The 4812-nt window shown below is 71.6% G+C and carries 4 protein-coding genes; 3 read left to right on the top strand and 1 reads right to left on the bottom strand.

Going from position 1 to position 4812, the window contains the following annotated elements; translation table 11 throughout:
• Window positions 1–59 precede the first annotated feature (59 nt).
• Entirely contained in the window at window positions 60–719 is a 660-nt protein-coding gene (locus ACIQOV_RS27895) for a response regulator transcription factor (protein WP_359897693.1), read from the bottom strand.
• Window positions 720–1145: 426 nt separating this feature from the next.
• Between ACIQOV_RS27895 and pdhA the strand changes: the two genes are divergently transcribed.
• From pdhA to ACIQOV_RS27880, 3 genes are read left to right on the top strand one after another with little or no spacing between them, the layout of a single operon-like run.
• On the top strand, window positions 1146–2300 hold the full coding sequence (gene pdhA, locus ACIQOV_RS27890) for a pyruvate dehydrogenase (acetyl-transferring) E1 component subunit alpha (protein ID WP_380353393.1): 1155 nt from the start codon (window positions 1146–1148) through the stop codon (window positions 2298–2300).
• On the top strand, window positions 2300–3274 hold the full coding sequence (locus tag ACIQOV_RS27885) for an alpha-ketoacid dehydrogenase subunit beta (protein ID WP_396300480.1): 975 nt from the start codon (window positions 2300–2302) through the stop codon (window positions 3272–3274). Before pdhA ends, ACIQOV_RS27885 begins: the two co-directional genes overlap by 1 nt.
• Window positions 3275–3288: 14 nt before the next feature.
• Complete coding sequence (locus tag ACIQOV_RS27880; RefSeq protein WP_401053118.1) at window positions 3289–4734, top strand: dihydrolipoamide acetyltransferase family protein; 1446 nt, start codon at window positions 3289–3291, stop codon at window positions 4732–4734.
• Window positions 4735–4812: the final 78 nt, after the last annotated feature.

Here is a 4812-nt window from a genome sequence, read left to right as displayed (position 1 = left end):
AGGTTATGGCCCCCTTGCGGGGGCCCTTGACAAGCCGTCAGTTCTGTGCAGTCGTGCGGTCAGTACTGGTGGTCGGCCTGGTGCCGCGCCACGAAGGCGGCCGCCTGGGTGCGCCGCTCCATGCCCATCTTGGCGAGCAGACTCGAGACGTAGTTCTTCACCGTCTTCTCGGCCAGGTGCAACTCGTTGCCGATCTGACGATTTGTCATACCTTCGCCGATCAAATCCAGGATCCGCCGCTCCTGCTTGGTGAGCTGGGCGAGCCGCTCGTCCTCCTTCTCCCCGCCGTCGCGCAGCCGGGCGAGCACCCTGCTGGTGGCGATCGGGTCGAGCAGCGAGCGGCCGGCCGCGACGTCCCGGACGGCGGTGATCAGGTCGGTGCCGCGGATCGCCTTCAGCACGTAGCCGGAGGCGCCGGCCATGATCGAGTCGAACAGCGCCTCGTCGTCCGAGAACGAGGTCAGCATCAGGCACTTGATCTCCGGCAGCCTGGACCGGATCTCGCGGCAGACCTCGACCCCGTTGCCGTCCGGCAGCCGGACGTCGAGCACCGCCACGTCCGGGTGGACCGCCGGGATCCGGGTGAGCGCCTCGGCGGCCGTGCCGGCCTCGCCGACCACCTCGATGTCGTCCTCGACCGAGAGCAGATCGTGCACGCCCCGCCGGACGACCTCGTGATCGTCGAGCAGGAATACCCTGATTTGTCCGTTATCAGTCACGTCCAAAGCCTCCCATACCACCGTACGAAAGACCTATCACCCGCACCCCGGTCACGACGTGATCCGGCCAGAGCCGTCCGAAACCGATACCGAGAACCCCCTTACGCACGGGCTTCCGCCCGGATAACGTGCGCTGGTGTCCTGAAGGCGCTCGAATTGAGAGCTGCGTCACGCCGACCGTCACCCCCACCCTTCCGACGGCGAGCCGATCGCGGCACCCTCGGGGTTGTAGGCCCTGAACAAGTAGGACGTCCTAGCGCAAGCGCGTCGAGGGCGGACGCTGGGTAACGTTCTCGTGAGGGACGCCGTCGGAACAGGATCACCACCTGCCCCGCAGTGGGAGCGCACACCCACGCGCGCCCCGCGAGGCGGTGACCGGACCGGTCACCGGCGACCCCGGGCGGCCGGACAGACCGAGGAGTGAACGTGACCGTCAAAAGCACGGCGAGGGCTCGCAAGAAGGCGGCCCCCGGCGTCCCTGACACCCTCCGCGCCAAGGGCAAGGACGCCCAGCCGGAGCTCGTCCAGCTGCTCACGCCGGAAGGCGAGCGGGTCGAGCACCCCGACTACCCCCTCACCACCACTCCCGAGGAGCTGCTCGCCCTCTACCGCGACCTGGTGCTGGTGCGCCGGTTCGACGGCGAGGCCACCGCGCTCCAGCGCCAGGGCGAGCTGGGCCTGTGGGCCTCGCTGCTCGGCCAGGAGGCCGCCCAGGTCGGCTCCGGCCGCGCCATGCGCCCCGGCGACTACGCCTTCCCCACGTACCGCGAGCACGGCGTCGCCTGGTGCCGCGACGTCGACCCGCTGAACCTGCTCGGCATGTTCCGCGGCGTGAACCACGGCGGCTGGGACCCGAACGAGAAGAACTTCCACCTGTACACCATCGTGATCGGCGCGCAGGCCCTGCACGCCACCGGCTACGCGATGGGCATCACCAAGGACGGCGCCGACGACGCGGTGATCGCGTACTTCGGCGACGGCGCCTCCAGCCAGGGCGACGTCAACGAGGCCTTCACCTTCGCCTCGGTCTACAACGCGCCCGTGGTCTTCTTCTGCCAGAACAACCAGTGGGCGATCTCCGAGCCCACCACCACCCAGACCAAGATCCCGCTGTACCGCCGCGCCTCCGGCTTCGGCTTCCCCGGCGTCCGGGTCGACGGCAACGACGTGCTGGCCTGCCTGGCGGTCACCCGCTGGGCGCTCGACCACGCCCGCAGCGGCAACGGCCCGGTGCTGATCGAGGCGTTCACCTACCGGATGGGTGCCCACACCACGTCCGACGACCCCACCCGCTACCGGCACGCCGAGGAGACCGAGGCCTGGAAGGCCAAGGACCCGATCAGCCGGCTCCGCGCCCTCCTGGAGAAGGAGGGCCTGGCCGACGAGGCGTTCTTCGCCGCCGTCGACGCCGAGAGCGAGCAGCTGGGGCTGCGGGTGCGCGAGGGCGTGCGCGGCATGCCGGACCCGGACCCGACCCTGATCTTCGACCACGTGTACAGCGAGCCGCACACGCTGGTCGATGAGGAACGGGCCGAGTACGCCGAGTACGCGGCCTCCTTCGAGGCGGGGGAGAACCACTGATGGCCGGTCAGCTGAGCATCGCCAAGGCGCTGAACGGAGCGCTGCGCAAGTCGCTGGAGAACGACCCGAAGACCGTCCTGATGGGCGAGGACATCGGCAAGCTCGGCGGCGTCTTCCGGATCACCGACGGCCTCCAGAAGGACTTCGGCGAGGACCGGGTGATCGACACCCCGCTCGCCGAGTCCGGCATCATGGGCACCGCGATCGGTCTGGCGCTGCGCGGCTACCGTCCCGTCGTGGAGATCCAGTTCGACGGCTTCGTCTACCCGGCCTTCGACCAGATCGTCTCCCAGCTGGCCAAGATGCACGCCCGTGCGCTGGGCCACGTCAAGCTGCCGGTCACCGTGCGCATCCCCTACGCGGGTGGCATCGGCGCGGTCGAGCACCACAGCGAGTCGCACGAGGCCTACTTCGCGCACACCGCCGGTCTGCGCGTGGTCACCCCGGCCAGCGCGCACGACGCGCACTGGATGCTGCGGCAGTCGATCGAGTCCGACGACCCGGTCATCTTCCTGGAGCCCAAGCGCCGTTACTGGGACAAGGGCGAGGTCGGCGACGCCGCGGACCTGGGCCTGCACGACGCCCGGATCGTCCGGCCCGGCACCGACGCGACGCTGATCGCGTACGGCCCGATGGTCAAGGTCTGCCTGGAGGCCGCCGCGGCCGCCGAGGAGGACGGCCGCCGGCTGGAGGTCGTCGACCTGCGCTCGCTCTCCCCGGTGGACTTCGCCGCCCTGGAGGAGTCGGTCAAGCGCACCGGTCGGGCCGTCGTGGTGCACGAGGCACCGGTCTTCCTGGGCATGGGCGCCGAGCTGGCCGCCCGGCTGACCGAGAAGTGCTTCTACCACCTGGAGGCACCGGTCCTGCGGGTCGGCGGCTACCACGCGCCGTACCCGCCGTCCCGGGTCGAGGAGGCCTTCCTGCCCGACCTGGACCGCGTGCTCGACGCCGTCGACCGCGCGCTCGCGTACTGAACCGGGGAGCGAAGATGACCACCGAAGTTCGCTCGCTCCGCGAGTTCAAGATGCCCGACGTGGGCGAGGGCCTCACCGAGGCCGAGATCCTCAGCTGGTACGTCAAGCCCGGTGACACCGTCACCGACGGGCAGGTCGTCTGCGAGGTGGAGACCGCCAAGGCGGCCGTGGAGCTGCCCATCCCGTTCAACGGGGTGGTCGAGAAGCTGCACTTCCCCGAGGGCGCGACGGTCGACGTCGGCACCGTGATCATCTCGATCGCGGTCGCCGGGGAGGCGGGGGCCGCGGCTCCGGCCGCCCCCGCCGCGGCTCCGGCGCAGGCTCCGGCTCCGGCTCCGGCCGAGGAGGCCGAGCCCGAGCGGCGCGAGGTGCTGGTCGGGTACGGCCCGCGCACCGGCACCGCCCAGCGCCGGGCGCGGCGGACGACCACCACCAGGGTCGCCGCGACCACGCCGGCTCCGGCGGCCGCTCCGGCCCCGGTCGCCGCCCCGGCTCCCGCTGCGCCCGCTCCGGTCGCCGAAGTGCCCGGCGGGGAGCGGCCGTTGGCCAAGCCGCCGGTGCGCAAGCTGGCCAAGGACCTCGGCGTCGACCTGCGCGCGGTCACCCCGACCGGCCGGGACGGCGTGATCACCCGCGAGGACGTGCACGCCCACGCCGCCGCTCAGGCCGCTCCGGCGGCTCCGGCCGCCGCGGTGGCGGAGGTGGCCGGAACGGCCGTGGCCGAGCCGGCCGCGCCGCAGGTGCTGGTGCCCGCCGCGGGCGACGTCCGGGTGCCGATCAAGGGCGTCCGCAAGGCGACCGCGCAGGCGATGGTGGCCTCGGCCTTCACCGCCCCGCACGTCACCGAGTTCGTGCAGGTCGACGTGACCCGCACGATGAAGTTCGTCCGCCGGCTCAAGGAGAGCGGGGAGCTGGGCCGGGACGTCCGGGTCAGCCCGCTGCTGATCGTCGCGAAGGCGCTGCTCACCGCGATCAAGCGGCACCCCGGGATCAACGCGCAGTGGGACGAGGCGGCCCAGGAGATCGTCCTCAAGGGCCAGGTGAACCTGGGCATCGCCGCGGCCACCCCGCGCGGCCTGATCGTCCCGAACATCAAGGACGCCGGGTCCAGGACCCTCGCCGGGCTGGCCGCTTCGCTCGGCGAGCTGGTCGAGACCGCCCGTCAGGGCAAGACCTCGCCGGCCGACATGCAGGGCGGGACGGTCACCATCACCAACGTCGGCGTCTTCGGCGTCGACACCGGCACCCCGATCCTCAACCCGGGCGAGGCCGCCATCCTGGCCTTCGGGGCGGTCCGGGAACTGCCGTGGGTGCACAAGGGCAAGGTGGTCCCGCGTCAGGTGACCACGCTGGCGCTCTCCTTCGACCACCGCCTGGTGGACGGGGAGCTGGGCTCCAAGGTGCTGGCCGACGTGGCCGGGCTGCTGGAGCGCCCGAAGCGCCTGATCACCTGGGGCTGACGGAACCGACGGGACCGAAGGAACCGGCGGGACCGAAGAAACCGACGAAGGGGCCCTCCTCCGCACGGCGGTGCGGAG

Origin of the sequence: Kitasatospora sp. NPDC091257, assembly GCF_044757675.1 — a bacterium.
GTDB lineage: Bacteria > Actinomycetota > Actinomycetes > Streptomycetales > Streptomycetaceae > Kitasatospora > Kitasatospora lactacystinica.
Note: the sequence above shows the minus strand (reverse complement) of the source record. Positions and strands in the feature narration are given on the sequence as shown.